24 protein-coding genes are annotated in these 24,224 nt (G+C 73.0%); 11 read left to right on the top strand and 13 right to left on the bottom strand.

What is annotated here, in order from left to right; translation table 11 throughout:
• The 3 genes from ACFVGO_RS14700 to ACFVGO_RS14690 all read left to right on the top strand — a co-directional run bounded on the left by ACFVGO_RS14700 (nucleotide 1) and on the right by ACFVGO_RS14690 (nucleotide 2,221).
• Nucleotides 1-906, top strand: coding sequence for an aldehyde dehydrogenase family protein (locus ACFVGO_RS14700; RefSeq protein WP_380632062.1), 906 nt, complete (start codon nucleotides 1-3; stop codon nucleotides 904-906).
• 221 nt (nucleotides 907-1,127) lie between these two features.
• The gene (locus ACFVGO_RS14695) at nucleotides 1,128-1,535 is read left to right on the top strand and encodes a hypothetical protein (RefSeq protein ID WP_359906049.1); all 408 of its coding nucleotides are present in this window, start codon (nucleotides 1,128-1,130) and stop codon (nucleotides 1,533-1,535) included.
• Nucleotides 1,536-1,582: 47 nt separating this feature from the next.
• Entirely contained in the window at nucleotides 1,583-2,221 is a 639-nt protein-coding gene (locus tag ACFVGO_RS14690; protein WP_359906046.1) for an ATP-binding protein, read from the top strand.
• Between the two features lie 206 nt (nucleotides 2,222-2,427).
• Here ACFVGO_RS14690 and ACFVGO_RS14685 read toward each other — a convergent pair whose 3' ends face one another.
• Nucleotides 2,428-3,300, bottom strand: a complete 873-nt coding sequence (locus ACFVGO_RS14685; RefSeq protein WP_380350557.1) for a SigE family RNA polymerase sigma factor — start codon at nucleotides 3,298-3,300, stop codon at nucleotides 2,428-2,430.
• 380 nt (nucleotides 3,301-3,680) lie between these two features.
• Here ACFVGO_RS14685 and ACFVGO_RS14680 point away from each other — a divergent pair, with 380 nt between their 5' ends.
• The 4 genes from ACFVGO_RS14680 (at nucleotide 3,681) to ACFVGO_RS14665 (ending at nucleotide 7,032) form a co-directional block, all read left to right on the top strand.
• Nucleotides 3,681-4,358: a response regulator transcription factor gene (locus ACFVGO_RS14680; protein ID WP_030257458.1), complete on the top strand. Its 678-nt coding sequence runs from the start codon at nucleotides 3,681-3,683 to the stop codon at nucleotides 4,356-4,358.
• A gap of 60 nt (nucleotides 4,359-4,418) precedes the next feature.
• Nucleotides 4,419-5,963: a HAMP domain-containing sensor histidine kinase gene (locus ACFVGO_RS14675; RefSeq protein ID WP_359906043.1), complete on the top strand. Its 1,545-nt coding sequence runs from the start codon at nucleotides 4,419-4,421 to the stop codon at nucleotides 5,961-5,963.
• Nucleotides 5,960-6,292, top strand: coding sequence for a hypothetical protein (locus tag ACFVGO_RS14670; protein ID WP_359906041.1), 333 nt, complete (start codon nucleotides 5,960-5,962; stop codon nucleotides 6,290-6,292). The genes ACFVGO_RS14675 and ACFVGO_RS14670 overlap by 4 nt, the downstream gene beginning before the upstream one ends.
• Before the next feature lie 131 nt (nucleotides 6,293-6,423).
• Nucleotides 6,424-7,032: a VanZ family protein gene (locus tag ACFVGO_RS14665; RefSeq protein ID WP_359906038.1), complete on the top strand. Its 609-nt coding sequence runs from the start codon at nucleotides 6,424-6,426 to the stop codon at nucleotides 7,030-7,032.
• Here ACFVGO_RS14665 and ACFVGO_RS14660 read toward each other — a convergent pair.
• Entirely contained in the window at nucleotides 7,002-7,682 is a 681-nt protein-coding gene (locus ACFVGO_RS14660) for a PhzF family phenazine biosynthesis protein (RefSeq protein ID WP_380350520.1), read from the bottom strand. The two genes, ACFVGO_RS14665 and ACFVGO_RS14660, sit on opposite strands and share 31 nt — an antisense overlap.
• Nucleotides 7,683-7,830: 148 nt before the next feature.
• On the opposite strand from ACFVGO_RS14660, the gene ACFVGO_RS14655 reads away from it, so the two are divergent.
• Nucleotides 7,831-8,430 carry a hypothetical protein gene (locus ACFVGO_RS14655; RefSeq protein ID WP_359906032.1) on the top strand — a complete coding sequence of 200 codons (600 nt, stop codon included), beginning with the start codon at nucleotides 7,831-7,833 and terminating at the stop codon, nucleotides 8,428-8,430.
• Between the two features lie 78 nt (nucleotides 8,431-8,508).
• Here the strand turns inward: ACFVGO_RS14655 and ACFVGO_RS14650 are convergent, their stop codons facing one another.
• Entirely contained in the window at nucleotides 8,509-9,918 is a 1,410-nt protein-coding gene (locus ACFVGO_RS14650) for a hypothetical protein (protein ID WP_380632058.1), read from the bottom strand.
• Nucleotides 9,919-10,266: 348 nt separating this feature from the next.
• On the opposite strand from ACFVGO_RS14650, the gene ACFVGO_RS14645 reads away from it, so the two are divergent.
• Nucleotides 10,267-10,452, top strand: a complete 186-nt coding sequence (locus ACFVGO_RS14645; protein WP_359906026.1) for a PspC domain-containing protein — start codon at nucleotides 10,267-10,269, stop codon at nucleotides 10,450-10,452.
• Between the two features lie 206 nt (nucleotides 10,453-10,658).
• On the opposite strand, the gene ACFVGO_RS14640 is transcribed toward ACFVGO_RS14645, so the two are convergent.
• The 3 genes from ACFVGO_RS14640 to ACFVGO_RS14630 all read right to left on the bottom strand — a co-directional run bounded on the left by ACFVGO_RS14640 (nucleotide 10,659) and on the right by ACFVGO_RS14630 (nucleotide 13,516).
• Nucleotides 10,659-11,030, bottom strand: coding sequence for an ATP-binding protein (locus ACFVGO_RS14640; protein WP_359911518.1), 372 nt, complete (start codon nucleotides 11,028-11,030; stop codon nucleotides 10,659-10,661).
• A 229-nt stretch (nucleotides 11,031-11,259) separates the two neighbouring features.
• Entirely contained in the window at nucleotides 11,260-12,417 is a 1,158-nt protein-coding gene (locus tag ACFVGO_RS14635; RefSeq protein ID WP_359911521.1) for an adenosine deaminase, read from the bottom strand.
• A gap of 130 nt (nucleotides 12,418-12,547) precedes the next feature.
• Entirely contained in the window at nucleotides 12,548-13,516 is a 969-nt protein-coding gene (locus ACFVGO_RS14630) for a LysR family transcriptional regulator (RefSeq protein WP_359911524.1), read from the bottom strand.
• A 92-nt stretch (nucleotides 13,517-13,608) separates the two neighbouring features.
• On the opposite strand from ACFVGO_RS14630, the gene ACFVGO_RS14625 reads away from it, so the two are divergent.
• Together ACFVGO_RS14625 and ACFVGO_RS14620 are read left to right on the top strand one after the other, a co-directional pair.
• Entirely contained in the window at nucleotides 13,609-14,892 is a 1,284-nt protein-coding gene (locus ACFVGO_RS14625) for an MFS transporter (protein ID WP_380632055.1), read from the top strand.
• Between the two features lie 26 nt (nucleotides 14,893-14,918).
• Nucleotides 14,919-15,473 (top strand): Uma2 family endonuclease, encoded by a 555-nt coding sequence (locus ACFVGO_RS14620; RefSeq protein ID WP_359911529.1) that lies wholly within the window; start codon nucleotides 14,919-14,921, stop codon nucleotides 15,471-15,473.
• 30 nt (nucleotides 15,474-15,503) lie between these two features.
• Here ACFVGO_RS14620 and ACFVGO_RS14615 read toward each other — a convergent pair whose 3' ends face one another.
• The 7 genes from ACFVGO_RS14615 to ACFVGO_RS14585 form a co-directional block, all read right to left on the bottom strand.
• Nucleotides 15,504-16,781, bottom strand: a complete 1,278-nt coding sequence (locus tag ACFVGO_RS14615; RefSeq protein WP_359911531.1) for a thymidine phosphorylase — start codon at nucleotides 16,779-16,781, stop codon at nucleotides 15,504-15,506.
• A gap of 114 nt (nucleotides 16,782-16,895) precedes the next feature.
• Complete coding sequence (locus ACFVGO_RS14610) at nucleotides 16,896-17,306, bottom strand: cytidine deaminase (RefSeq protein ID WP_359911534.1); 411 nt, start codon at nucleotides 17,304-17,306, stop codon at nucleotides 16,896-16,898.
• Nucleotides 17,303-18,568 (bottom strand): ABC transporter permease, encoded by a 1,266-nt coding sequence (locus tag ACFVGO_RS14605; RefSeq protein WP_380542945.1) that lies wholly within the window; start codon nucleotides 18,566-18,568, stop codon nucleotides 17,303-17,305. The genes ACFVGO_RS14610 and ACFVGO_RS14605 overlap by 4 nt, the downstream gene beginning before the upstream one ends.
• Nucleotides 18,565-19,725: an ABC transporter permease gene (locus ACFVGO_RS14600; RefSeq protein WP_359911540.1), complete on the bottom strand. Its 1,161-nt coding sequence runs from the start codon at nucleotides 19,723-19,725 to the stop codon at nucleotides 18,565-18,567. Before ACFVGO_RS14600 ends, ACFVGO_RS14605 begins: the two co-directional genes overlap by 4 nt.
• A 3-nt stretch (nucleotides 19,726-19,728) precedes the next feature.
• Nucleotides 19,729-21,309 (bottom strand): ABC transporter ATP-binding protein, encoded by a 1,581-nt coding sequence (locus tag ACFVGO_RS14595; RefSeq protein ID WP_380350510.1) that lies wholly within the window; start codon nucleotides 21,307-21,309, stop codon nucleotides 19,729-19,731.
• Nucleotides 21,310-21,601: 292 nt separating this feature from the next.
• The gene (locus ACFVGO_RS14590) at nucleotides 21,602-22,660 is read right to left on the bottom strand and encodes a BMP family ABC transporter substrate-binding protein (RefSeq protein ID WP_359911543.1); all 1,059 of its coding nucleotides are present in this window, start codon (nucleotides 22,658-22,660) and stop codon (nucleotides 21,602-21,604) included.
• A 252-nt stretch (nucleotides 22,661-22,912) separates the two neighbouring features.
• Nucleotides 22,913-24,166 carry an amidohydrolase gene (locus tag ACFVGO_RS14585; RefSeq protein WP_359911546.1) on the bottom strand — a complete coding sequence of 418 codons (1,254 nt, stop codon included), beginning with the start codon at nucleotides 24,164-24,166 and terminating at the stop codon, nucleotides 22,913-22,915.
• Nucleotides 24,167-24,224 lie beyond the last annotated feature (58 nt).

The raw sequence follows: 24,224 nt of genomic DNA, 5'->3' as shown, positions 1-24,224 counted from the left end.
ATGTCTGACACGACCTTCCAGCGTCTTGACGTCCTCAAGACCTACAAGCTGTACGTCGGCGGGAAGTTCCCGCGCTCCGAGAGCGGGCGGGTGTACGAGGTGACCGACGCAAAGGGCGAGTGGCTCGCCAACGTCCCGCTGGGCACCCGCAAGGACGCCCGCGACGCCGTCGTGGCCGCCCGCAAGGCGGTCAAGGGCTGGTCCGGCACCACCGCGTACAACCGCGGCCAGGTGCTGTACCGGGTGGCCGAGATGCTCCAGGGCCGGCGCGAGCAGTTCGCCGCCGAGGTGGCCGTCTCCGAGGGCATCGGCCCGAAGAAGGCCGCCGCGCTGGTGGACGCCGCGATCGACCGCTGGGTCTGGTACGCGGGCTGGACCGACAAGGTCGCCCAGATCGCGGGCGGCGCCAACCCGGTCGCCGGGCCGTTCTTCAACCTCTCCACCCCGGAGCCGACCGGCGTGGTCGGGATCGTCGCCCCGCAGGCCGGGTACGGGCACTCGCTGCTCGGCCTGGTCTCGGTGATCGCCCCGGCGATCGCCACCGGCAACACGGTCGTGGTCGCGGCCGCCGCGGACGCCCCGCTGCCCGCGCTGTCGCTGGGCGAGGTGCTGGCCACCTCGGACGTCCCGGGCGGCGTGGTCAACATCGTCTCGGGCCGGACGGCGGACATCGCCCCCACCCTGGCCTCGCACCAGGACGTCAACGCGCTGGACCTCACCGGAGCCATCGCCGTCGACGGTCCCGGCGCGCCGCAGGCGCTGGAAGCGGCCGCCGCGGATACCCTGAAGAGGGTAGTCCGTCCGGTGCTGGACCCGTTCGCCCAGGACTGGACCCATGCGCCCGGTACGGACCGGCTACTCTCGTTCCTGGAGACGAAGACGGTCTGGCACCCGATGGGGATCTGACCTCCCCGCTCCGAGTAACAACTCCACAAGCTGGCCGTCCCCAGTGCCCTCACCCCCCCAGGGCCCGGACGGTCATTGGACGGACCCGCGCCTCTCCCCCCCTGGCGCGGGTCCGTCGGCGTTCCCGCGACTTTCGTCGCCGCCCGGGCCGACTTTCGGGGCTCCCGGTCCGTACGCGTCCGGACCATGATCGTCGGGACGGAACGGGCCGAGGGGGCGCGATGGAAGAACTGGGCGAGCTGATGGCACTCGTCACGGACGGCGTGCTGCGCCGGTGGCGGGTGGCCCGGGCCCGCCGCCGGCTGGCCGCCGGGAAGGCGGTGCGGCTGCCCTGCTCGGCCCGCTCCGACCGGCCCGGCCGACGGCCCGGCTACGTCAACGGGACGCTGGGGATCACCCCCGGGGCCGCCACCGCGTGCTTCCGCGCGCGCGGCGCCGACCCGCTCGAACTGCCCGTCGGGGGCACCTTCCACGAACCCGAGCCCGACACCTGGCACGACCAGGACTGGGCCGCCACCGCGTACCGGCCGCCCGGCGGCGGGGAGCCGGTGTACCTCCAGGTGGACAGCCGCTGCCTGCCGATGGTCCGGTCCGCCCTGTCCGGCCCGAAGCCGCGGCAGAAGGTCTGAGCCGACCGGTTTCGGCAACCGGCCGGGATGCGTCAGACTGATGTCCCGTGAGTGACTCCCCCATGAACCCCGCACCGACCGGGCATGCCCGGGTGATCCTGCTCTCCGGGCCCTCCGGGTCGGGGAAGTCCTCGCTGGCCGAGCGCAGCGGCCTGCCGGTGCTCCAGCTCGACGACTTCTACAAGGACGGGGACGACCCGACCCTGCCGCGGCTGCCGGACGGCGCCGTCGACTGGGACTCCCCGCTGGCCTGGCACCGCGACCAGGCCGTCGCCGCGATCCGCGCCCTGCACGAGCACGGGCGCACGGACGTCCCGGTGTACTCGATCCCGGACAACGGCCGGATCGGCACCCGCGGCCTGGAGCTGGGCGGGGCGGGCGCGTTCATCGCGGAGGGCATATTCGCCGCCGAGATCACCGCCGAGTGCGCCGACCAGGGCCTGCTGGGCGACGCCCTGTGCCTGCGCAACGGCGCGCTCACCACGGCCTGGCGCCGGCTGCGCCGGGACGTCCGGGAGGGCCGCAAGTCGCTGCCGGTGCTGCTGCGCCGGGGCCTGCGGCTGATGCGGGCCGAGCGGTCCATCGTCGGGCGGCAGGTCGCGCTCGGCTCGTACGCGTGCGCCGGCCCGGAGGCCGAGCGGCGGATCCGCGCCGCGGCCCGGACCACCGAGCTCTCCGCGGCCTGAACCCCGGGGCCGGATCCCGCGGCCCGGACCGGCCCGCGCCGTGGGGCCGTGACACCCAGGACATGACGAAGGGCCCGGTGCGTCTCCCCCGCACCGGGCCCTTCGCCTTCCCCGAACGGTCCTCGGCTCCCCCACGGGCGTGCTCCCCCGAGCCGCTGCCCCCGGACCGTGACCGTCCGCTTCCCGTCCCCCGACGGGAGTCCTCGTTACGCGACCAGCTCGCCGAACGCCCGGACGGTGTCGCCCGACTTGTTCAGGTGCTCGTCCTCGCGCAGCCGGCGCAGGGCGCGCCAGATGCTGCTCTTGACCGTGCCGACGCTGATCCCCAGCACGTCGGCGATCTCCGGGTCGGTCTTGCCCTCGTAGTACCGCAGCACCAGCATGGTGCGCTGGTTCTCCGGCAGCTTCGCCAGCGCCTGCCAGAGCACGGTGCGCAGCTCGGTGCCGCCCATCGCGTCGGTGTCGCCGGCCGTCTCCGGCAGCTCCTCGGTCGGGTACTCGTTGACCTTGCGGCGCCGCCAGGCGGAGATGTGCAGGTTGGTCATGGTGCGGCGGAGGTACCCGCCGACCGCGGCCTTGTCGGTGATCCGGCCCCAGGCCCGGTAGGTGCTGAAGAGCGCGCTCTGCAGCAGGTCCTCGGCCTCGTAGCGGTCACCGGTCAGGTGGTAGGCCGTGGCGTACAGGGAGGCGCGGCGCTCGCGCACGTACGCGGTGAACTCCGTGATGTGGTCCTCCGCGACGGCCGGGTGCTCCCCCTGCGCGCCTCCCTGTCCCGCCTCGGTGGTGCGGGCCGCAGCGGGGTTCAGCCGCAGCAGCGTCGCACCGGCGGCCTCACGACCGGTCGGCTCCCCCGAACCGACCGTCCGCAGACCGTTCCCCCCGGTCCCCCGGTTACCCCCCGGGGCGTCCTTGCCCTCGACGCGGACGGGGAGGATCCCCCGCAGCGTGAGGGTGTTGGCGGAGTCGGCCGAACTCCCCAGACGGCCGATCCCGTACAGCTCCCCCGTCCTGCCGCCGCCGCTCACCCGACGGGCGCCAGGGTTTCCACCGGTGCTGTGCGCGCACCCCCGCACGGTCACGGCACCGGAGTTCTCGTCGGTCCTGACCTCGTACCGGGTCCGGTGGGACGTGGCTGACGAACGCGCGGTGCGGACAGCCGGGTTGGTCCGGGTCTGAAGCATGGCGTTCATCGTGCGCCCCCTGGGTCGGTACGAGCGGTTCCGGTAGCCGCCCTTCAGCCGGCCTTGCGGCCCGCTGTCCTGCGGCGACATGGAAAATCCTGCCCGCCGGTTGTGATGGCGCTGTCCGCCGACTGTCACAGGGGTGTCACAGGAGGGGCCCGAACATCCCGGACCGCCTCCCTCCGTACCGGACGCCGGTGGCGTCCGTTCCGGTTCCCGGAGGGACGGTGGGTGATCCGGGGGGTGATTCGGCGCGGCCGGTGGGCCAAAATGGGGCCGTGCCTTTCCTCCTTCTGATCGAGGACGACGACGCCATCCGGACCGGCCTCGAACTCGCTCTCACCCGCCAGGGCCACCGCGTGGCCACCGCCGCCTCCGGCGAGGACGGCCTGAGGCTCTTCAAGGAGCAGCGGCCCGACCTGATCGTGCTGGACGTGATGCTGCCCGGCATCGACGGCTTCGAGGTGTGCCGCCGGATCCGCCGCACCGACCAGCTGCCGATCATCCTGCTCACCGCGCGCTCGGACGACATCGACGTGGTGGTGGGCCTGGAGTCCGGCGCGGACGACTACGTCGTGAAGCCGGTGCAGCCACGCGTGCTGGACGCCCGGATCCGGGCGGTGCTGCGCCGCGGCGAGCGGGAGAGCTCGGACTCCTCCGCCTACGGCAGCGTGGTGATCGACCGCGCGGCGATGACCGTCACCAAGGACGGACAGGACCTCCAGCTCACCCCGACCGAGCTGCGGCTGCTGCTGGAGCTCAGCCGCCGCCCCGGCCAGGCGCTCTCCCGCCAGCAGCTGCTGCGGCTGGTCTGGGAGCACGACTACCTCGGCGACTCCCGCCTGGTGGACGCGTGCGTGCAGCGGCTGCGGGCCAAGGTCGAGGACGTGCCGTCCGCGCCGACGCTGATCCGCACCGTCCGCGGGGTGGGCTACCGGCTGGACCCGCCGGCCTGACCCCGAACGCCTCCGACCAGCCCCACCTGCCCCTGAACTCCCGTACCACGACAGGCTCTTGTGACTGACCATCAGACGACTGCCCGGCGGTTCCCGACGGGCCGGTGGCGTCGGCTGCGCTCCCTGCGGGTGCGGCTGATCGCGGTGTTCGCGGCCGTCGCGCTGCTCGCCGCCGTCTCGGCCTCCGGCATCGCGTACTGGCTGAACCGCGACGCGGTGCTCAAGCGCGCCCAGGACACCGCGCTGAACGACTTCCGGGTCTCGCTCACCCGCAACGTCTCCGAGCTGCCGCTGAACGCGAGCTGCCCGGAACTGGCCGCGCTGGCGTCCAACGTGGCCAGCTCCGGGCTGACGTACGACGTGGTGGTGGTCGACGCGGCGCACCCGGAGTGCACGGCCTCCTCCGACCCCGCGAACTTCACGCTGGCGGACGTCCCGGCGGCGCTGCAGTCCACCGTCGCCAAGCCGCGCGAGATCACCGAGAACAACCCGTACCCGTACCACCTGTACTGGCAGCGGCAGAACCTGGAGGGCCGGCCGTTCGTGATCGGCGGCACCAAGGTGGTGCCGAACGGCCCGACGGCGTACATGTTCAAGTCGCTGGAGAACGAGCGGGCCGACCTCAACACCCTGGGCTGGTCGCTGGCCATCGCCACGCTGCTCGCGCTGATCGGCTCGGCGCTGCTCGCCCAGGCCGCCTCGGCGACCGTGCTGCGGCCGGTCAAGCGGCTCGGGGACGCCGCCCGGAGGCTCGGCGAGGGGCATCTGGACACCCGGCTGGAGGTCGAGGGCTCGGACGAACTCGCCGACCTGGCGCGGACCTTCAACCGGGCCGCGGAGTCGCTGCACGAGCAGGTCGAGGAGCTGAGCGCGCGCGAGGCGCAGAGCCGGCGGTTCGTCGCCGACATGTCGCACGAGCTGCGCACCCCGCTGACCGCGATGACCGCCGTGACCGACATCCTGGAGGACGAGGCCGAGTCGCTGGACCCGATGATCGAGCCGGCCGTCCGGCTCGTGGTCAGCGAGACCCGGCGGCTGTCCGACCTGGTGGAGAACCTCATGGAGGTGACCCGCTTCGACGCCGGTACCGCCAGGCTGGTCGCCGACGAGGTGGACATCGCCGACCTGATCATGTCCTGCATCGACGGGCGGGCCTGGTACGACGCGGTCGAACTGGACGCCCCGCGCGGCATCCTGGCCGTGGTCGACCCGCGCCGGCTCGACGTGGTCTTCGCCAATCTCATCGGCAACGCGCTGAAGCACGGCGGCTCGCCGGTGCGGGTCGGGGTCCGGCAGGACGGGGAGTCGGTCGTGGTCGAGGTCTCCGACAGCGGTCCGGGCATCCCGGAGGACGTTTTGCCGCACGTCTTCGACCGCTTCTACAAGGCGGACCGCGGGCGGGCGCGCTCGGAGGGCAGCGGCCTCGGGCTGTCGATCGCGATGGCCAACGCGCAGATACACGGGGGGACGATCACGGCGGCGAACGGGGAGGTCGGCGCGGTGTTCACCCTGACCCTGCCGCTGGCCCCGCCGCCTCCGCCGTCAGCGGGCGGGGCCGAGGGCGGCCCCGCCGGCGACGCCGCCGAGGACAAGGACACCACGTGACCGCCCCCACCGACACCGCCGTCCCCCGCACCGTCCTGCGCCGCGGCGCCGGCGTGCTGCTGCTGCTCGCGCTGGCCTCCGGCTGCGGCATCCGGCCGACCGCCGTACCGGTCGACGCCGGCGCGCCCGCCAGCCGGACGGCCTGCCCGACCACGCCGCACATACCGGCGGCCCTGGCCACCCCGCCGGGACCGGCCCCGACCGTGACCCCGACCCGCGGCACCAAGGCGGCCGTGAGTCCGAGCCCGTCGCCCACCCCGGTGACGCCGGGCAGCCCGCCGCCGGACAACGTGTTCGGCGCGGTGCCGACGACCTCGCCCTGCCGTTAGGGCGTGTCTGACAATTCCCGCTGGGTGCGCGACGCCGGGGAGGAGGGAGCGGACGGGACTCGGGGGGCGCGTTTGGGAATGTTCACGCCGGGTGTGGAACCGACGTGCCGTCGGCCCACGTCCTTCCCCCCGTGCAGCGAGATGGCACCAGGACACGCGACGAGCGTTCCGGCGCGGGGACCGAGAGCAGCCCGGCGGCGGCCGTCCACCGTCCCCTCCGGTTGGCCGGGCTGGCGGGCCTCACCGGCCACCTGGCACTGGCGCTCTGGCTGGTGCTGAGACCACTGCCGGTGGCCTGGGTGTACGACGCCAACCTGACGCCGCTCGCCTCGCTCCGCTCCTCCAGCGGCTGGCAGGTGGTCGGCGAACTCCTGCTGCTGGCCCCGCTCGGGGTCCTGCTGCCGCTGGCCGGCGGCCGGCTCCGGGCCCCCTGGCTGCCCTCCTTCCTGCGCACCACCGGCGTCTCCGCGCTGCTGGCGACCGCGCTGGAGTTCCTCTCGTCCTGGGCGCCCGGGCACGTCCTCAACGTGGACCACATCCTGCTCGCCGTGGCCGGCGTGGCCGTCGCCCACCTCGCGCTCGTCCCCGGCCTGCGGCACCTGCTGCGGGACCGGCGGCCGCGGGCGCCCCGGATGCCGGTGCTCTCCGTGCCGCCGGTGGCCGCCGTCACCCCGGTCACGGCCGTCGCACCCACCGCCCGCCGGCGCGCCTACGCCGAACCGACGCCGCCCGCCCGCTGAGCCGGCCCCGGGGCCCGGACCACCCGGCCGCCGACCTCCACCAGCCCGCCCGGGCACGGTCCGGCCAGCAGCTGCGAGCCCCGGCCCTGGGTGACGGTCAGCGCCCGACCCAGACTCGCGGCCAGCAGCAGGGCGGCCGCTCCCGTCGCCTCGTCCTCGTCGATCCCGTCGCCCCGCCCGGGGAAGGCCCGGGCCCGTACGGTGCCGGCCGCCTCGTCCTGCCAGGCCCAGGCGTAGACCCACTCCCCCGGCGGCGGCACCTCCAGCGCCTCCACCTCGGCCGCCGAACCGTACCGCCGCAGAGTGCGCCCCGGGGCCCACTCCGGCCGGGCCGCGATCCGGGTCAGTCCGTCCGCGCGCCGCACCGCCACCTCGCCGGCGGCCGTGACCAGCCGGTCCACCCCGAGCAGCCAGGCCGCGCCCACGCACGGGTGGCCGGCGAACGGCAGGCGCACCGACGGGGTGTAGATGTCGATCTCCCCGCGCTCCGGGTCGTCGACGAACACCGTCTCGCTGAAGCCCAGTTCGCGGGCGATCCGCTGCCGGTCCGCGCGCCCCGGCACGGCGGCGCCGTCGCGCACCACGCCGAGCGCGTTGCCGTGCCCGCCGTCCGGCCCGCAAAAGACCCGCAGCACCTCAAAATCCGTCATTTCCCACCTCGTCGACTGCCGCTGCGGCACAGCGCAATGACACCGTGACACAAAGGCGGCGACGAATGTCGGCCGCCTTTAGTACTGTGCGCTCTCGTCCCCGAACGGCGCCTGCCGTTTTTCTTCTTCCCTTCCCCAGGAAACCGCTTTGAACAATCTGGACTTCAGCGCCGAACCGCTCTTCTCCTGGTACGTCGTACTGCTGGCGCTCAGCGGCGTCATCATGGTGGCCCTCGGGGCCGCCGCCGGCGGGCTGAAGGTCGGCCTGCGCGTCCTCAACGTCGTCCTCGGCCTCGGCTTCCTCGGGTACGCCTACTACCTGGCGTTCGTCTTCGAGGGCGGCACCTACTACATCTTCTTCAAGGTGTTCATCCTGCCGGTCGGCATGATCGTCGCCTCGGTGAAGGCGCTCGTCGAACGCGGCAACGCCAAGCAGCAGCAGTCCGCCCAGGCGGCCGCCGCGTTCAACCCCAACGCGCCGCAGGGGGCCTTCAACCCGAACGCGCCGTTCAACCCCAACGCCCCGCAGGCCCCGTTCAACCCGAACGCCCCGCAGACCCCGTACGCCCAGCAGCCGGGCGCGCCCGTCCCGCCGCCGGCCGGCGCCCCGGTTCCCCCGGTCGCGCCGCAGGCCGCTCCGCCCGCCCCGCCGCAGGGCGGCGCGCCGTACCAGCCGGGCGTCCCCCCGCAGCCGGTGGCGGACAACCCGTACGCGCAGCCGCAGCCGCCGCAGAACCCGGTCGGCTGACCGCGCCACCGGCCCGTACGCACCGGAAGGCCCGCCCGTCCCCGCACGACAGCGGGGGCGGACGGGCCTTCCGGCACGTCAGGGCCGGTTCCCGGCACCGCCCCGCAGCCGGTTGCGGCGCCGCGCCACCACCAGGGTGCCGACGCCCATGGCGATCGCGGTCGCCCCGGTGATCGCCATCGGCTCCGCGGCCGTGCCGCCACCGGTGGAGGCCAGCCGGGTGTCGGTGGCCGGGGCGGCCACCGTCCGCGAGCCGCCCGTCGCCGGGCTCGGCGCCATCGGGGGAGCCGCCGCCGGGACGACCGGGGCGGCGGACGGCTCCGGCGCCTCCGGGCCCGGGGCGGGTTCCTGGAACGCCGGAGCGGCCCTGGCGGTGGGACCCGTCGCGGGCACGGTGATGAAGTCGGCCGCGGCGCCGACCGCCTCGGCCGCGCTCTCGCCCGGCTCCGGCAGGGTGTCCGCGACGGCGACCAGGGACTCGAACAGGATCGGCGCGTCCCTGGTGAAGGCCAGCCGGACCTCGACGGTGCGGCTCCCGCCCTTCGCCAGCGCGATGACGTCGGCGTCCCGGTCCCCGGTCCGCAGCCCGAGGCACAGCCAGGCCGGGTGCCCCGGGCTGTCGGCCAGGGTGGCCTCCCGCCACTGCCCGTCGACGGCACGGAACTCGAACTTGACGGTGCTCGAAGGGAGTTCGGCCGCCCCCTGGAACACGGCCGCGGGCACGACCCGCAGGTCCTTGCCACTCCGGTTGGTGAGGACCAGCGTGAACGGCTTCGCCTCCCCGCCCACCGTGAACGAGGTGGGCACGCCCTCGAACCCGACCTCCACGGTGGCCGCCGGGGTGGCCGGCGCCGCGGTCGGCACGGTGGTCGGCGCCGCCGCCGGGGCGACGACCAGGTCCGGGTGGCCGCTCTCCGCACCGGTGGTGCGCTGCTCCGGCGGCAGGGCCGGGTCCGAGACCACGGAGTCGAAGCCCGGCGTCACCCGCCCGGCAGGGGCGTCGGCGGTGACGGTGAGCCGCAGCCGGTAGACGGCCTCGGCGCCGGCCGCCAGCGACAGCGCGGCGGGCTGGTCGAGCGCCCAGCGGGCGCCGGTCCCCGCGGCGTTCACCCTGGCGTCCTGCCACTGGGCGGCGCCGGGCGACCGGTACTCCAGCCTGAAGTGGCCCTGCCCGGCGTCGGCGCCGACGCCAACGCCGACACCCACACCGGTGTCCGCGAGGCCGAAGAACGAGGACGGGACGTCCAGCCGGTGGTCCGCGGTGTTCCGGAGCGTCGCGGTGAACTCCACCGCCGGGCCACCCGCCGTGACGGTGCCGGGAAGGCCCCCGAAGGTGATCGTGACCGGCGAGGGACGGGTCCGGGTGCCCGGGACCACCGCGACGGCCTGCGGCGCGGCGAGGACGGCCGGGCCCTCGACGGCGGCCAGGCCGGAGGCCAGCGTGACGGCGGCGGTCGCGGTCAGGAATCTGCGATGCCGAATGCGCAATTCAACCTCACGAGAGAATGCGGGACAGAACCCATCAGGACGTGAAATCGCTTGCGCGAGAGGTTGTTCCACAACGAAGTCGGGCTCTTCGTCCGCCCCCCGGCCGACTGCGATCGGCAGCATCCTACCGAGCCGGCCGGGCCCCTTCGGACGGGCCCGGGCGCACGTTCCGGCCCTCGGCCCTCGGGGTCACCCTGAGGGCTACCCCGACGTCCGGCTACGCCTACCCGGTGACCCTTCGGGGCGGAGAATCACCTGCCGGACGGAGGACCGGGGGCCGCCGGCGACGGAGTATGGAAGCAGCCCGCCGGACCGGCCGGACCGGGCCGCCACCACACGGAGAAGACCATGACCGCGCGCCTCGCCCGTCCCCGCCACAACCGCGTCATCGCCGGCGTCTGCGCCGGGATCGCCGAACGCTTCGGCCTGACCCCGTGGACCGTCCGGCTGATCTTCCTGTTCTCCTGCCTGCTGCCCGGCCCCCAGTTCCTCCTCTACCTGGCCCTCTGGCTGCTGCTCCCCCAGGAGCCGTGAGCCCGGCGGCCCGGCGGACGGCGACGGCCCCCCCGCCCCGGTGATCTTCCCTCCTCCCCCTCCCCTTCTTCTCCCCCTCCCTCCCTCCCTCCCCCCTCCTCCCCCTTTCCCTTCCCCCCTCTTTCCCCCCCCCCCATGCCCTTTGTCCTCTCCGCCCTCCCCCCGTGCCGTGGGCCGGGGCGTGCCGGTCGGGCGCGCCCCGGACTTCAGCCGGTCAGGCCGGGGAGGGCCGGCAGGGTGCTGGTCAGCGCGCCGATCGGGGTCTTGTCCAGACCCGGGACGGTCGGGAGGGCGGCACGCTGCTGGGTGACGCCGGCCAGCGGGGTCTCCCCGGCCGGGACGGCCTTGCCCACGCTCGGGGCGAGGGTGCCCAGCGTCTCGGTCACCTTGCCGGTGGCGGGCAGCTTGGCGGCGGTGTCGGTGACCGCACCGGTCACCGCCGGGTTCGTCAGCGCGCCGGTGGGCAGCCCGAGGCCGCCGGCCGCCTGGCCGTCGGCCGCGGAGGCGGTACCGGCGCCGACCGCCGCGATGGCGATGCCGAGCGCCGCGGTGCCCGCGGCCTTGAGAGCCTGCTTCATGGTGGGTCCCCTTTGGGTCCTCGTCGGTGGCCGACTTCACGCACGGGACCGACGGACGGGCGACCGCCGCCGAGCCGTATCGGCAATGACGGGCACACCGTAGTGAGCCGGTCACCCGGGAACCAAAGGGCGTTCACTCACCCGAGTGAGTAGTCGGATGAACGCCAACTCTCCTGCGGGAACACGGCGTTCATCCGACCGGGCGGGCCCGGGGCACCGCCCCGGCGGCTCAGTTGCCGCCGGTGCCCGCGCTGAACAGCCACTCCGCCTTCAGCTCGGCGTAGCCCGGCTTGATCACGTCGCTGATCATCGCCAGCCGCTCGTCGAAGGGCAGGAACGCGGACTTCATCGCGTTCACGGTGAACCACTCCAGGTCGCCCAGGGTGTAGCCGAAGGCCTCCACCACGTGGCCGAACTCCCGGCTCATGCTGGTGCCGCTCATCAGCCGGTTGTCGGTGTTCACGGTGACCCGGAACTTCAGCCGGCTGAGCAGCCCGATCGGGTGCTCGGCGTACGAGGCCGCGGCGCCGGTCTGGATGTTGGAGGTCGGGCACATCTCCAGCGGGATGCGCTTGTCGCGCACGTACGCGGCCAGCCGGCCGAGCTCGACCGTGCCGTCCTCGCCGACCGTGATGTCGTCGACGATCCGCACGCCGTGGCCGAGCCGGTCGGCGCCGCAGCACTGCAGGGCCTCCCAGATCGACGGCAGGCCGAAGGCCTCGCCCGCGTGGATGGTGAAGTGGTTGTTCTCGCCCTTGAGGTAGTCGAAGGCGGCCTGGTGGCGGGTGGGCGGGTAGCCGGCCTCGGCACCGGCGATGTCGAAGCCGACGACGCCCGAGTCCCGGTGGCGGTTGGCCAGTTCGGCGATCTCCTGCGAGCGGGCGGCGTGCCGCATCGCGGTGATCAGGGTGCCGATGCGGATCCGGTGGCCGGCTGCGCGGGCGTTGGCCTCGCCGAGGCGGAAGCCCTCCTGGACGGCCTCGACGACCTCGTCGAGGCTCAGCCCGGCCTCCAGGTGCTGCTCGGGGGCGTAGCGGACCTCGGCGTACACGACGCCGTCGGCGGCCAGGTCCTCGGCGCAGTCCGCGGCGACCTTGATCAGCGCCTCACGGGTCTGCATCACGGCGCAGGTGTGCGCGAAGGTCTCCAGGTAGCGGACCAGCGAGCCGGAGTCGGCGGCCTCGCGGAACCACTCGCCGAGCTCCTTGGCGTCGGTGGTGGGCAGGCCCTGGTAGCCGCAGGCGGCGGCCAGCTCGACCACGGTCTCCGGGCGCAGCCCGCCGTCCAGGTGGTCGTGCAGGAGGACCTTCGGCGCGCGGCGGATCTGGTCGGCGGTGGGGATGCGCGGGCCGGTGCCCGCGGTGGTGACGGGGATCTGCTGTTCCATTGCGGAAATATAGCCCCTACGCGCGTAGACCGACCACCGCGAACACCACCGGATGGTCCAAACTCCACGCGGAATTCCACCGCCCGGTCCATACGATCCGCCAAAACGCCGGACCGCCGCCGAGCGGGCGTCAGTCGTGCTGCAGCAGCCGCCCCCGCCGGGACAGCACGAAGTCCCGGAAGGTCCGCGCCGGCGGGGTCAGCGGCCGCCCCGCCGCCCAGGCCAGCCCGATCGCCCGGCGGGTGCGCGGCGCCGTCACCTCCAGCTCCACCACCCCCGGTCGCGGCACCAGGGCCGGCGGCAGCAGCGCCACCCCCAGCCCGGCCGCCACCAGCCCGCGCAGCGTCTCCGCCTCCTCCCCCTCGAACGCCAGCCGGGGGACGAACCCGGCCTGCGCGCAGAAGCCGTCCGTGATCGCGCGCAGCCCGTACCCCTGCTCCAGCCCGACGAACGGCTCCTCGGCCACCTCCGCCAGCCGGATCCGCCGCCGCCCGGCCAGCCGGTGGTCCGCCGGGACGACCAGGTGCAGCCGCTGCTCGTCCAGCGGGCGGGCGGCGAACGCCGGGTCCTCCGGCAGCGGCGCGACCAGACAGAGGTCCAACTCCCCGGCCCGCAGCCGCTCCAGCATCGCCGCGCCGTAGTCCTGCACCAGCTGGAACCGCACCCGCGGGTGCGCCGCGCGGAAGCCGCGCAGCAGCGCCGGCACCGCGTCCGGCCCCATCGTGTGCAGGAAGCCGAAGGCCACCAGGCCCGCCTCCGGGTCCGCCTCCGCCCGGGCCGCCGCCGCACCGCGCTCGACCTCGGCCAGCGCCCGCTCCACCGAGGCCAGCAGCAACCGGCCCGCCCGGGTCAGCTGCACCGTACGGCCCTGACGGGCCAGCAGGTCCACCCCCAGCTCCTCCTCCAGCCGGGCCACCGAGCGCGACAGCGTCGGCTGCGGCACCCCGAGCAGCGCGGCCGCCTGGGTCACGTGCTCCAGCCGGGCCACCGCCGCGAACCGGGCCAGCCGGGGCGCCAGCAGCACCGCCGGCTCCCGCGGGCCCAACTCGGCCACCCGGTACCGCTGCTCGCCGCCGTCCGCCGACTCCGGACCGGACATCGCGCCACCACCTCGACTCATACGCCAGTGCATCGATCATCCACGCTCCATGCATTGGACGCATCAACGGCGCCAGGCCTACGGTCGACGACATGCAGCCCGCCGATACCGGGGCATCCGTGACCACCCCGGATGCCCCCGCCACCGCCCCCTCCGCCGCCACCGCGGACGACCGCCACCGCCCCGGCCAGCGCGACTTCCGCCGCGCCAACCTCGCCCTGTTCGCCGCCGGGGTCGCGACCTTCGTCCTGCTCTACTCCACCCAGGGCCTGCTGCCGATCCTCTCGGCCGACCTCGACCTCACCCCCGGCCAGGCCAGCTGGACGGCCTCCGCCGCCACCCTCGGCCTCGCCCTCGGGCTGCTCCCGGCCAGCGCGCTCTCCGACAAGTACGGCCGCACCGCGGTGATGACGGCCTCCACCCTCGCCGCCTCCGCCCTCGCGCTCGCCCTGCCCTTCGCGCCGGACCTCACCGCCCTCGTCACCCTGCGGGTCCTCCAGGGCGCCGCCCTCGCCGGGCTCCCCGCCACCGCCATGGCCTACCTCGCCGAGGAGGTCCACCCCGGTGCGCTGCCCTCCGCGATGGGCCTGTACGTGGCCGGCAACAGCATCGGCGGAATGGGCGGCCGGCTGCTCTCCGGCTGGACCGCCGCCGGACTCGGCTGGCGCTGGGGCCTCGCCGCCTCCGCCGTCCTCGCCCTGCTCGCCACGCTCGCCTTCCGGCTGCTGATCCCCGCGGCCCGGCACTTCACCCCCGCCCCGGTGGACGCCCGCGCGCTCGCCCGGACCGTCGGACGGCACCTGCGCAACCCGCTGCTGGTGCGGCTGTACGCGCTCGGGATGCTGTTCATGGCCGTGTTCGGCGCGGTCTACAACACCGTCGGCTACCGGCTGATCTCCGCGCCGTTCCACCTGCCGGAGTCGATCGCCGCCTCGATCTTCGTGGTCTACCTGGTCGGCACCGGCACCTCCGCCGCGGCCGGCCGGCTCTCCGGCCGCCTCGGCCGGCGCGGCGCCCTCTACGTCTCCATCGGCGTGACCGCGGCCGGCCTGCTGCTCTCCCTCGCCGAGTCCCTGGTCTGCGCCCTGCTCGGCCTGGTCCTGATCACCGCCGGCTTCTTCGCCGGCCACGCCACCGCCTCCTCCTCGGTCGGCCGCACCGCCACCGAGGGCCGCGCCCAGGCCTCCGCCCTCTACCTGATCGCCTACTACCTCGGCAACAGCCTCGGCGGCACCCTCGGCGCCGACGCCTACCACGCCACCGGCTGGCCCGGCGCCGCCACCGTCGGGCTCGCCGCCATGACCCTCGCCGCCGCCGTCACCCTCTACGCCACCCACCGGGCCCACGCGGCCCGCCGAACGGTCGCGAACGCTTGACAGCCGCCACGGATACACTCCGGAACATGAGCATCGATCCTGCTGTGTACGCCAGGCTGCTCGAGATCGCGGATCAGCTGCCGAAGGTGCCGGGGATAGGGAAGATCGAGATCGCCGACGGCCAGATCGTCATGATGATGTCGCCCGTGAAGCGTCACGAACTCGCCGTGCTGCGCCTCTCCCGACAGATCAACGCCCAGTTGTCGGCCACCCACCCCGGTCACATCGCGTATCACGGTGCGGATCTCCAGGACGCGGGGCTCGGCCAACTGCGCAACCCGGACCTGATGGTGTTCCCCGAGGCGACCCTGGAGGGCGAACAGCGGGCGGTCCTCCCGCACGAGGTGCTGCTGGTCGTGGAAGTCGTCTCCAAGTCGAACCCCGAGAACGACTACCACGACAAGGTTCGCGACTACTCGGCCATGGGGATTCCGTTCTACCTGCTCGTCGATCCCCGCACGGGCACGGGCATCGTGCACTCGGAACCCGGCTACGAGGCCCGGGAGAAGTTCGTCTTCGGCGACAGGATCGCCGTCGGTCCCTGGACGCTCGACACCAGCGGTCTGCTCACGTACGCCTGATCCGGCATACGTGAGCAGACCTCAGGACGCTCAGGCGATGCGGTCGAGGACGATCGGGTTCGGGGTGAAGGCCGTGCCCGCCGGGGCGACCTCGATGCCGCCGGCCAGGGCCTCGACGGCGTAGTCGAAGCGCTCCGGGGTGTCGGTGTGCAGGGTCAGCAGGGGCTGGCCGGCCACCACGGTGTCGCCGGGCTTGGCGTGCATCTCGACGCCGGCGCCGGCCTGGACCGGGTCCTCCTTGCGGGCGCGGCCGGCGCCCAGGCGCCAGGCGCAGACGCCGATCGCGTAGGCGTCCAGGGCGGTGAGCACGCCGGAGGCGGGCGCCGGGATGACGTGCTGCTCGCGGGCGACCGGGAGCGGGGCGTCGACGTCGCCGCCCTGGGCGGCGATCATGCGGCGCCAGTGGTCCATCGCGGAGCCGTCGCGCAGCGCGTCCGCCGGGTCCTTGCCCTGCACGCCGGCCGCGGCGAGCATCTCGCGGGCGAGCGCGAGGGTCAGCTCGACGACGTCGGCCGGGCCGCCGCCCGCGAGCACCTCCAGGGACTCCCGGACCTCCAGCGCGTTGCCCGCGGTGAGGCCGAGCGGGGTGGACATGTCGGTGAGCAGCGCGACGGTGTTGACCCCGGCGGTGGTGCCCAGGCCGACCATGGTGCGGGCGAGTTCGCGGGCGTCGTCCAGGTTCTTCATGAACGCGCCGGAGCCGACCTTGACGTCCAGGACCAGCGCGCCGGTGCCCTCGGCGATCTTCTTCGACATGATCGAGGAGGCGATCAGCGGGATGGCCTCGACGGTGCCGGTGACGTCGCGCAGCGCGTACAGCTTCTTGTCGGCCGGCGCGAGGCCGTCGCCCGCGGCGCAGATCACCGCGCCGGCGGAGCCCAGCACGTCCATCATCTCCTCGTTGGAGAGCAGGGCGCGCCAGCCGGGGATGGACTCCAGCTTGTCCAGGGTGCCGCCGGTGTGGCCGAGGCCGCGGCCGGACAGCTGGGGGACGGCGGCGCCGCAGGCGGCGACCAGCGGGGCGAGCGGCAGGGTGATCTTGTCGCCGACGCCGCCGGTGGAGTGCTTGTCGCTGGTGGGCAGCGGCAGCGAGGAGAAGTCCATCCGGACGCCGGAGCGGATCATGGCGTCGGTCCAGCGGCTGATCTCGCGCGGCTTCATCCCGTTCAACAGGATCGCCATCGCCAGCGCGGACATCTGCTCGTCGGCGACCTCACCGCGGGTGTAGGCGTCGATGACCCAGTCGATCTGAGCGTCGCTCAGCTCTCCGCGATCGCGCTTGGTCCTGATGACGGAGATGGCGTCCATGCGTGCTCCAAGAGGGGTTTCAAAAGCGAAGAGTGTCGCGAGATGACCGGGTTCCGGCCCACTCGCGACACTCTACGCGCGTAACAATTGCTGCGGCTAGGGCCAACCGGGCCCTTAGAGCCGCTCCGGCCCGAACGCGTCGGGAAGGACCTCGCTCATCGGCTTCACGCCCGAGGCCAGTTCGACCAGCAGCCCCGGCCCGCCGTGCTCGTACAGCAGTTGGCGGCAGCGCCCGCACGGCATCAGCAGTTCGCCGGCGCCGTCCACGCAGGTGAAGGCGACCAGCCGGCCGCCGCCGGAGGAGTGCAGCGCGGACACCAGCCCGCACTCGGCGCACAGCCCGAGCCCGTACGAGGCGTTCTCGACGTTGCAGCCGGTGACCACCCTGCCGTCGTCCACCAGGGCGGCCGCGCCGACCGGGAACCTGCTGTACGGCGCGTACGCGCGGCCCATGGCCTCGCGCGCCGCCGCGCGCAGCAGCTCCCAGTCGATCGCGGGCGGCGCCGCAGGCGCGGGGGTGGTCACTTGCCCTGGCCCTTGCGGTAGATCTGGCCGTCCGCCTTGGGCATCCGCAGGCGCTGCGAGGCCAGCGAGAGCACCACCAGGGTGATCAGGTACGGCGTGGCGACGATCAGCGGGCGCTGCACCTCGTCGGTCAGCGAGTACCAGGCGATCAGGCCGCCGGCCACCACGAAGGAGACCACCGTCGCGGTGTACTTGCGGCGGTACAGCTGCCAGAGCGCGAACAGGATCATCGCGATGCCGACGATCAGGATCAGCACGTGCACCGACTCCGGGTCGCGCAGCTGGAGGCTGTCGGTGAAGCCGAACAGGCCGGCGCCCATGGCGAGGCCGCCGGGCATCCAGTTGCCGAAGATCATCGCGGCGAGGCCGATGAAGCCGCGGCCGAGGGTCTGGCCGTCCTTGTAGAAGTGCGCCGCGACCAGCGAGAGGTACGCCCCGCCGAGGCCGGCGAAGGCGCCGGAGGCGATGACCGCGAGGTACTTGTACTTGTAGACGTTGACGCCCAGCGACTCGGCGGCGGTGGGGTTCTCACCGCAGGAGCGCAGCCGCAGGCCGAACACCGTGCGCCAGAGCACGAAGTAGCTGACCACGATCAGCGCGCCGGCCAGCAGCACGACCACCGAGATGTTGGTGACCAGGCCGCCGAGCACGCCCGCGACGTCCGAGACGAAGAACCAGTGGTGGCTCTCGATGCTCTTCAGCCCGGAGGACAGGCCCGGGACGGTGATGTACGGCAGCGGGTCCGCCGGCGGGGACTGGTTCTGGCCGGCACCGACCGAGACGTAGTCCTTGTAGTAGATCCGGTTGACGTACGCGCAGATGCCGGGGATCAGCAGGTTGATGCCGACGCCGGAGACGATGTGGTCGACGCCGAAGGTGACCGTGACGACCGCGTGCAGCAGGCCGCCGACCGCCCCGCCCAGCATGCCGGCCAGCAGGCCGACCCACGGGTTGACCAGGTAGCCCGCCCAGGCGCCGCAGAAGGTGCCGGCGACCATCATGCCTTCGAGACCGATGTTGACCACACCGGCCCGCTCGGACCAGAGACCGCCCAGACCGGCCATGCCGATCGGCACGGCGGCGCCGAGCGCGGCGGTGACCTGCCCGGAGGAGGTCAGCGAGTGGTTGCCGGTGGCCAGGCCCACGGCGGAGAACAGCACCAGGGCGCCCGCGATCAGGAGCAGGACGACCGGCCAGGACAGCTTGCGCTTCTTCGCGGGTGCGCCCGACGCCTTCGGACGGGCAGCCGTTGCCGTGCTCATGCGGACACCTCCTTCTTCTCACTGTTCGCGGCAGCCTGGGCGGCGAGCTGGGCGCCGACCTTCTGCTGCTGACGCTTCAGGCCGTAGCGGCGCACCAGCTCGTACGCGACGACGACGCAGATGACGATGGTGCCCTTCATGACGTCGACGATCTCGAACGGGAAGCCGCCCTGGAGCGGCAGCACCGAGCCGGTGACGTCCAGGAACGCGAACAGCAGCGCCGCGAAGGCCATGCCGATCGGGCTGTTCCGGCCGAGCAGGGCGATCGAGATGCCCAGGAAGCCCAGACCGGGCTGGAAGCTCTGGCCGAAGTAGTACGAGTTCTGCAGCAGCTCCGGCAGGCCGATCAGACCGGCGATGGCTCCGGAGACCACCATCGAGATGACCACCATGCGCTTGACGTTCACGCCGGAGGCGGTCGCCGCGGACTCCGAGCGGCCGGTGGCGCGCAGGTCGAAGCCGAAGCGGGTGCGGGTCAGCACGAACTGGAAGACCACTCCGACCAGGGCGGCGACGAAGATGAAGCCCCAGAGCGTTCCGCCGGCCGTCTCCAGCGAGAAGAAGTGGCTGGACTGCGAGATCGGCTCGGTCTGGATCGAGTTGGTGGTGCCGCTGGTCTTCGGCGCGAAGATGCCGGGGACGAGCAGCAGACCGATGATCGCGGTCGCGATCGAGTTCAGCATGATGGTCGAGATGACCTCGCTGACGCCGCGGTAGACCTTCAGCAGACCGGCGATGCTCGCGTACAGACCGCCGACCAGCATGGCCGTGACCAGCAGCAGCGGGATCTGGATGAAGGCCGGCAGGTCCACCTTGGCGCCGACGAAGGCCGCGAACAGTGCCGCGACCTTGTACTGGCCCTCGACGCCGATGTTGAACAGGTTCATCCGGAACCCGAACGCGGCGGCCGCGGCGGCCAGGTAGTAGGTGGTGGACCGGTTGAGGATGCCCACCTGGCCGTCCGACTTGCCGGCGTACGTGATCATCACGTTCCAGGCGTCGAACGGGTTCTTGCCCGAAGTCGCCAGCAGGACGGAACAGATCGCGATGGAGAGCAGGACCGCGAGCACCGGCGCCGCCAGCGCGAGCACGATCCGCTCACCGCTGAACCGCTGGGCCAGGCCGGGCTTCGCGGCGGCGGGGTTGGGACTGGTCATGGGTTACTCCCCCGCCTGCGGGTCGTCGGCGGTGTCGGTGGGCTGGTGCCCGGCCTCGGCCTCGGTGCCCTCGGCCGCGACGGCCTGCGCCTCGGCGACGGCCTCCGGCTCGGACTCCAGGTGGCCGCTGGCGGCACCGGTCATCGCGGTGCCGAGGTCCTCGGCGGTGACGGTGGCCGGGTCGGCGTCGGCGACCAGGCGGCCGCGGTAGATGACCCGGATGGTGTCGGACAGGCCGATCAGCTCGTCCAGGTCGGCGGAGATCAGCAGGACGGCCAGGCCGGCCCGCTGGGCGACCCGGATGTGCTCCCAGATCTGCGCCTGCGCGCCGACGTCCACACCGCGGGTGGGGTGGGCGGCGATCAGCAGCTTGGGCTGGTGGCTCATCTCGCGGCCGATGATCAGCTTCTGCTGGTTGCCGCCGGAGAGCGAGGCCGCGGTGACCTCGATGCCGGGAGTGCGGACGTCGTACTCCTCGACGATCCGCCAGGTGTCCGTGCGGGCGGCGGCCGGGTCGAGCAGCACGCCCTTGGAGTTGGGCGCCTCGGTGACGTGGCCGAGGATGCGGTTCTCCCAGAGCGGGGCCTCCAGCAGCAGGCCGTGCTTGTGGCGGTCCTCGGGGATGTAGCCGATGCCGGCCTCGCGGCGGGCCCGGGTCAGGGTGCCGGAGAGGTCCTTGCCGTCCAGGGTGACGGTGCCGGCGTTCAGCGGCAGCATCCCCATGACGGCCTCGACCAGCTCGGCCTGGCCGTTGCCCTCGACACCGGCGATGCCCAGGATCTCGCCCTTGTGGATGCGCAGCGAGATGTCGTCGAGGACGACGCGCTCGATGCCCTCGGCGTCGGTCTTGGCGATCCGCAGGCCCTCGACGTCGAGCATCACGGCGTCGGTGACGGTCGACTCGCGGCTCTCCGGGGAGGGCAGCTCGGCGCCGACCATCAGCTCGGCGAGCTGCCGGGCGGTGACGGCCTTCGGGTCGGCGTCGCCGACCGTGGTGCCGCGCCGGATGACGCTGATCGCGTCGGCCACCGCGAGCACCTCGTGCAGCTTGTGCGAGATGAAGATGACGGTGACGCCCTCGGACTTGAGCTCGCGCAGGTTGTCGAACAGCGCGTCGACCTCCTGCGGGACGAGCACGGCCGTGGGTTCGTCGAGGATCAGGATCTTGGCGCCGCGGTACAGCACCTTGAGGATCTCGACGCGCTGGCGGTCGGCGACGCCGAGGTCCTCGACCAGGACGTCCGGGCGCACGCCCAGGCCGTACTGGTCGGAGATCTCCTTGATCTTCGCCTTCGCCCTGGCACCGATGCCGTGGAGCTTCTCGCCGCCGAGGACGACGTTCTCCCACACCGTGAGGTTGTCGGCGAGCATGAAGTGCTGGTGCACCATGCCGACGCCGCGGGAGATGGCGTCGCCGGGGGTGTTGAACTCGCACGGCTCGCCGTTGATCGCGATGGTGCCCTCGTCCGGCTTCTGCATGCCGTAGAGGATCTTCATCAGCGTCGACTTGCCGGCGCCGTTCTCACCCATCAGGGCGTGCACGGTCCCGGTGCGGACGGTGAGGTTGATGTCGTGGTTGGCCACGACACCCGGGAAGCGCTTGGTGATGCCGCGCAGTTCGACGGCCGGTGTCGCCGTCCCCGCGCTGGGGGTGCCGTCCTTGCGCAGGGGGACGGGGTCGGATGCGGTGATGGCGGTCTCCTGGTGGTCTGGAGGCGCGTCGTTGCGCTCGGAGGGCCAAGGGGGAACGGAGAGACGGAACGGGGCCCGGGGGTACGCGTTGAGCGCACCCTGCCGGGCCCCTCCCGTGAACTGTGTGGATGCGTCGCCCTGCCGGGCAGGCGGCGGGCTCTGCGGCGTCCGGGACGCGCGGTGCTTACTTGACCGGCGCGGTCGGAATGGTGGTGGCGCCGGACTTGATCGCGTCGGCGGCGACCTTCAGCTTGTCCTGGATGTCGTCGATCTTGCCGCCGGTGGTGGCGAGCGAGACGCCCTCGGCCTTCAGGTCGAACAGCTTGACGCCGGTCGGGCTCTGGCCCTGCTTGACGGACTGGACGTACGAGAACACCGCGGTGTCGACGTTCTTGACCATCGAGGTCAGGATGCTGTTCTTGTACTTCGCCAGGGCCGGCTGGCTGGCCTGGTCGGAGTCGACACCGATGGCCAGGGCGCCCGACTTGTTGGCGACGGCCTCGATGGCGCCGTTGCCGGAGGAGCCGGCGGCGGTGTAGATGACGTCCGCGCCCTTGTCGAGCTGACCCTGCGCGGCCTCCTTGCCCTTGTCGGGCGAGGCGAAGCCGGTGAAGTCCGGCGGGGTGGTCAGGTAGGTGGTCTCGACCGTGATGCTCGGGTCGACGGACTTCACACCCGCCGTGTAACCGGCCTCGAACTTCTTGATCAGCTCGGACTGCACACCGCCGATGAAGCCGACGTGCTTGGCCCTCGACTTGTTCGCGGCGGCGACACCGGCCAGGTACGAGCCCTCCTGCTCGGCGAAGAGCAGCGAGGTGACGTTGGCCGGCTGGTCCTTGTCGTTCGAGTCGATGATCGCGAACTTGACCGTCGGGTTGTCCTTGGCGATCTTGTTGACCGCCGGCTGGTAGACGAAGCCGACCGCGATGATCGTCTTGTAACCCGCGTCGATCAGGTTCTTGAGACGGGTCTCCTTGTCGGCCTCGGCCTCGCCCTGCTTGGCCTCGGCCTCGGTCACGCCGACGCCCAGCTCGGACTTGGCCTTGTCGAGGCCACGGGCGGCGGAGTCGTTGAACGACTGGTCGCCGCGGCCACCGATGTCGTAGGCCATGCCGACCTTGAGCGAACCGTCGCCCGAGCCGGAGGAGGAGGAGTCGGTGCTCTTTGCGCCGCAAGCGGCGAGCGAGGCCATGCCCAGGGAACCCGAGAGCACAACCGCGGCGAGCTTCATTGAACGGCGCAAGGGGATATCTCCTTCTACACGCAACCGTTTGGCGTGGTCGGACGCCACCGTAACGCGCGTAGAACACGGTTGTGTTACGGGGTGCCGGAGCATACGGGTTGTTATCAAACCGTGGTCTGATGTTCTCCCCGGGGCTCTATCCCCCGCGCGGACGGTGATCCGAGGTCGGTTCGGTCAGTTTACGTAACCCCGACGGGACCCCGGATCCGGCCGTTCCGCTTCGCTCCGGCCGCACCGCCCCCGGACCTGCCGTCAGCTGCCGTCCGCCTCCAGGGCCAGCGCCGAGAACAGTTCCACGCCGATGCCGATCGCCCGCTCGTCCACGTCGAACCGGCCCTGGTGCAGGTCCCGGACCGTGGCGTCGCCGGGGGCGCGGACGCCGAGCCGGGCCAGCGCGCCCGGGGCGTGCTCCAGGTACCAGGAGAAGTCCTCGCCGCCCAGGCTCTGCTCGGTGCCCTCCACCACCACGGCGCCGTCCCCGCCGAAGCGGGCGTGCATCGCCCCGTCCAGCAGGGCGACCGAGACCGCCTCGTTCACCACCGGCGGCACCCCGCGGTGGTAGTCCAGCGTCCACTTGGCCCGGTGGGTCTCGGACAGCTTGGCGATCAGCTCGTGCAGCAGGTCCGGCGCCTCCCGCCAGCCGTCCAGCTCCAGGCAGCGGACGGTGCCCTCCAGCTCGGCGTGCTGCGGGATGACGTTGGGCGCGGAGCCGGAGGCGATCCGCCCCCAGACCAGGCTGACGCCCCAGCGCGGGTCCATCCGGCGGGCCAGCGCCCCCGGGAGGTCGGCGGCCGTCCTGGCGACCGCGGTGACCAGGTCCGTGGTCAGGTGCGGACGGGCGGTGTGCCCGCCGGGACCGTCCAGGTGCAGCACCAGGCGGTCGCAGGCCGAGGTGATCGCCCCGACCCGCAGGGCGATCCGGCCGACCTCCACCTTCGGGTCGCAGTGCACCGCGAAGATCCGCCCGACACCCGCCATCCCGCCGGCCTTGATGACGTCCAGCGCGCCGCCCGGCATCACCTCCTCGGCGGGCTGGAACACCAGCCTGACGGGGCGGCGCAGCTCACCGGCGCGGGCGGCCTCGGCCAGCACCAGGCCGGTGCCGAGCAGCACCGAGGTGTGCACGTCGTGGCCGCAGGCGTGGGCCCGGCCGGGGACGGTGGAGCGGTACGGCACGTCGGTCTTGGCGTCGTCGATCGGCAGCGCGTCGATGTCGGCGCGGAAGGCCAGGAACTCCGTCCCCGGGGCGGTGCCGGGCGGGACGATGTCGACGAGCATGCCGGTGCCGCCGGGCAGCACCCGGGGTTCGAGCCCGGCGGCCGCCAGCCGGTCGCGCAGCAGCCCGGTGGTTCGGAACTCCTGGCGGCCCAGCTCCGGGTGCCGGTGCAGATCACGACGGAAGGCGATCAGCTCGGGCTCCAGCGCCCGGACCCGGTCGCGCAGATCGGCGGCGGGGCGTGGGACGGCGAGAGTGGTGCCCGGCTGAGCGGGCTCAGGACGGTTCATCTCGCCAATCGTAGGCCTGTTGGGGGGATTTGGCCCGACTTCCGGAAAACTAGTCCCC

Origin of the sequence: Kitasatospora sp. NPDC057738 (assembly GCF_042798815.1) — a bacterium.
Lineage (GTDB): Bacteria > Actinomycetota > Actinomycetes > Streptomycetales > Streptomycetaceae > Kitasatospora > Kitasatospora lactacystinica.
The sequence above is the reverse complement of the archived record's forward strand: the minus strand, read 5'-3'. Positions and strand labels throughout refer to the sequence as shown.

What these genes read in the sequence shown, in the direction of transcription:
- ACFVGO_RS14600 (WP_359911540.1), bottom strand. Translation starts at nt 19,725, where the DNA reads ATGACCAGTCCCAACCCCGCCGCCGCGAAGCCCGGCCTGGCCCAGCGG.
- ACFVGO_RS14625 (WP_380632055.1), top strand. Translation starts at nt 13,609, where the DNA reads ATGCAGCCCGCCGATACCGGGGCATCCGTGACCACCCCGGATGCCCCC.
- ACFVGO_RS14605 (WP_380542945.1), bottom strand. Translation starts at nt 18,568, where the DNA reads ATGAGCACGGCAACGGCTGCCCGTCCGAAGGCGTCGGGCGCACCCGCG.
- ACFVGO_RS14640 (WP_359911518.1), bottom strand. Translation starts at nt 11,030, where the DNA reads ATGAAGCAGGCTCTCAAGGCCGCGGGCACCGCGGCGCTCGGCATCGCC.
- ACFVGO_RS14700 (WP_380632062.1), top strand. Translation starts at nt 1, where the DNA reads ATGTCTGACACGACCTTCCAGCGTCTTGACGTCCTCAAGACCTACAAG.
- ACFVGO_RS14635 (WP_359911521.1), bottom strand. Translation starts at nt 12,417, where the DNA reads ATGGAACAGCAGATCCCCGTCACCACCGCGGGCACCGGCCCGCGCATC.
- ACFVGO_RS14645 (WP_359906026.1), top strand. Translation starts at nt 10,267, where the DNA reads ATGACCGCGCGCCTCGCCCGTCCCCGCCACAACCGCGTCATCGCCGGC.
- ACFVGO_RS14620 (WP_359911529.1), top strand. Translation starts at nt 14,919, where the DNA reads ATGAGCATCGATCCTGCTGTGTACGCCAGGCTGCTCGAGATCGCGGAT.
- ACFVGO_RS14585 (WP_359911546.1), bottom strand. Translation starts at nt 24,166, where the DNA reads ATGAACCGTCCTGAGCCCGCTCAGCCGGGCACCACTCTCGCCGTCCCA.
- ACFVGO_RS14695 (WP_359906049.1), top strand. Translation starts at nt 1,128, where the DNA reads ATGGAAGAACTGGGCGAGCTGATGGCACTCGTCACGGACGGCGTGCTG.
- ACFVGO_RS14630 (WP_359911524.1), bottom strand. Translation starts at nt 13,516, where the DNA reads ATGTCCGGTCCGGAGTCGGCGGACGGCGGCGAGCAGCGGTACCGGGTG.
- ACFVGO_RS14660 (WP_380350520.1), bottom strand. Translation starts at nt 7,682, where the DNA reads ATGACGGATTTTGAGGTGCTGCGGGTCTTTTGCGGGCCGGACGGCGGG.
- ACFVGO_RS14615 (WP_359911531.1), bottom strand. Translation starts at nt 16,781, where the DNA reads ATGGACGCCATCTCCGTCATCAGGACCAAGCGCGATCGCGGAGAGCTG.